The organism is Rhizobium alarense, assembly GCF_021555155.1.
GTDB lineage: Bacteria > Pseudomonadota > Alphaproteobacteria > Rhizobiales > Rhizobiaceae > Rhizobium_D > Rhizobium_D alarense.
Genome location: NZ_JAKGBU010000169.1, coordinates 1 through 2282 on the forward strand (window position 1 = coordinate 1; position 2282 = coordinate 2282).

At 65.4% G+C, this 2282-nt stretch carries 2 protein-coding genes; both read left to right on the forward strand.

Annotated elements, in window-relative coordinates:
• The first annotated feature begins 381 nt into the window (after window positions 1–381).
• On the forward strand, window positions 382–1755 hold the full coding sequence (locus LXM94_RS25760) for a class II 3-deoxy-7-phosphoheptulonate synthase (RefSeq protein ID WP_235774727.1): 1374 nt from the start codon (window positions 382–384) through the stop codon (window positions 1753–1755).
• 136 nt (window positions 1756–1891) lie between these two features.
• A partial coding sequence (locus LXM94_RS25765; RefSeq protein ID WP_235774728.1) for a GFA family protein occupies window positions 1892–2282 on the forward strand: 391 nt, incomplete at its 3' end.

A 2282-nucleotide genomic window follows, 5' to 3' on the forward strand; every position in this document is an offset into this window, starting at 1 on the left:
CGACCGCCAGCCCGGCGCAGCCGATGACCGGAGCGGCCAGCAGCGCTGCAAGCATGCCGAAATTGCCCTTGCGGTCCTTGAGGACGGAGCGGAACGCGACCATCGGAACAAACCTTTCCCAGTTGACCGCGACGATCCCCGATTTCCTATAAAATACTATTAATGTACGGATTCGTAATTTAGCGTTTCGTGCCATTGGGATACGATCGGGGGCGGGCGCGTGCCCCGGGCTGCGCGCAGAGGCCGGGATCGGGCGGCCGACGAAGCCGCCAACAAGGCTGGCGCGGCGGCTAGGCAAGACCCATCTAACGGTCTATAAGCCCGCATCAAAAAACGGACGGGCGCGTCCCTGTCGAGGGCGCTTCAGGACAGGTGAGTATCATGGCACAGAATTGGACCCCGAGCAGCTGGCGGCAGAAGCCGATCCAGCAGGTGCCGGACTATCCGGACCAGGCGGCGCTCGCTGCGACCGAGCAGCGCCTTGCGAAATATCCGCCGCTGGTGTTTGCCGGCGAGGCACGGCGCCTGAAGAGTGCGCTGGCGAATGTCGCGGAGGGCAGGGGCTTCCTGCTGCAGGGCGGCGACTGCGCCGAGAGCTTCGCTGAACATGGCGCGGACACGATCCGCGACTTCTTCCGCGCCTTCCTGCAGATGGCCGTCGTGCTGACCTTCGGCGCGCAGCAGCCGGTCGTCAAGGTCGGCCGTATCGCCGGCCAGTTCGCCAAGCCGCGCTCCTCGAACAGCGAGAAGCAGGGCGAGGTGACGCTGCCGTCCTATCGCGGCGACATCATCAACGGCATCGAGTTCACGGAAGAGGCGCGCGTGCCCAATCCGGAACGCCAGATCATGGCCTACCGCCAGTCGGCCGCGACGCTGAACCTCCTGCGCGCCTTCGCGATGGGCGGTTATGCCAATCTCGAGAACGTGCATCAGTGGATGCTCGGCTTCGTCAAGGATAGCCCGCAGGCCGAACGCTACCGCAAGCTCGCCGACCGGATCTCCGAGACGATGGATTTCATGAAGGCGATCGGCATCACCTCGGAAAACCATCCGAGCCTGCGCGAGACCGATTTCTTCACCAGCCACGAGGCGCTGCTGCTCGGCTACGAGGAGGCGCTGACGCGCGTCGATTCCACGTCGGGCGACTGGTATGCGACCTCCGGCCACATGATCTGGATCGGCGACCGCACGCGCCAGCCGGACCATGCGCATGTCGAATATTGCCGTGGCATCAAGAACCCGATCGGCCTCAAGTGCGGCCCGTCGCTGACCGGCGACGGCCTGCTCGAGCTCATCGACCTGCTCAACCCGGCAAACGAGCCCGGCCGGCTGACGCTGATCTGCCGCTTCGGTCACGACAAGGTGGCGGAGAACCTGCCGCGCCTCATCCGCGCCGTCGAGCGGGAGGGCAAGAAGGTGGTCTGGTCCTGCGATCCGATGCACGGCAACACGATCACGCTCAACAACTACAAGACCCGGCCCTTCGAGCGCATCCTGTCGGAGGTCGAGAGCTTCTTCCAGATCCACCGCGCCGAAGGCTCGCATCCGGGCGGCATCCACGTGGAGATGACCGGCAACGACGTGACGGAATGCACCGGCGGCGCCCGCGCCCTGTCGGGCGCCGACCTGGCCGATCGCTATCACACCCATTGTGATCCGCGGCTCAACGCGGACCAGGCGCTGGAGCTTGCCTTCCTGCTTGCCGAGCGCATGAAGGGCGGCCGCGACGAGAAGCGCATGGCGGCGAACGGCTGACACTCCTTTTGAGCGCGGTTCGTTCCCCCTTTGGCCGCGAGCATCAGCGGCGCTGATGGATAGCGATCAGAATTGTGAAATTGACAGGACCGGGCCGGCTGACGAAGCTGGCCCGGTTTTCGTTTGGAGGACGTCGATGAGCGACGAGCATACCGGCCATTGTCTGTGCGGGACGGTGCGATTCCGCACCCGCGGCCCGCTGCGCGAGGTGATCGCCTGCCACTGCAGCCAGTGCCGCCGGCAGACCGGACATTTCTATGCGGCGACCAACGTGCCGGACGACCGGCTGGAGGTGGAGGGCGGCGGCAATGTCAGCTGGTACCGGGCGAGCGACAGCGCCAGCCGCGGCTTCTGCCGCACCTGCGGCTCTGCGCTGTTCTGGAAGGGCGACGGCAGCGACTATACCTCCATCATGGCGGGCGCCTTCGACGGGCCGACCGAGCTCCGGATCGCCTGCCACATCTATTGCGCCGACAAGGGCGACTATTACGAGATCGACGACGGCGTGCCGCAATACGCGCAGAACT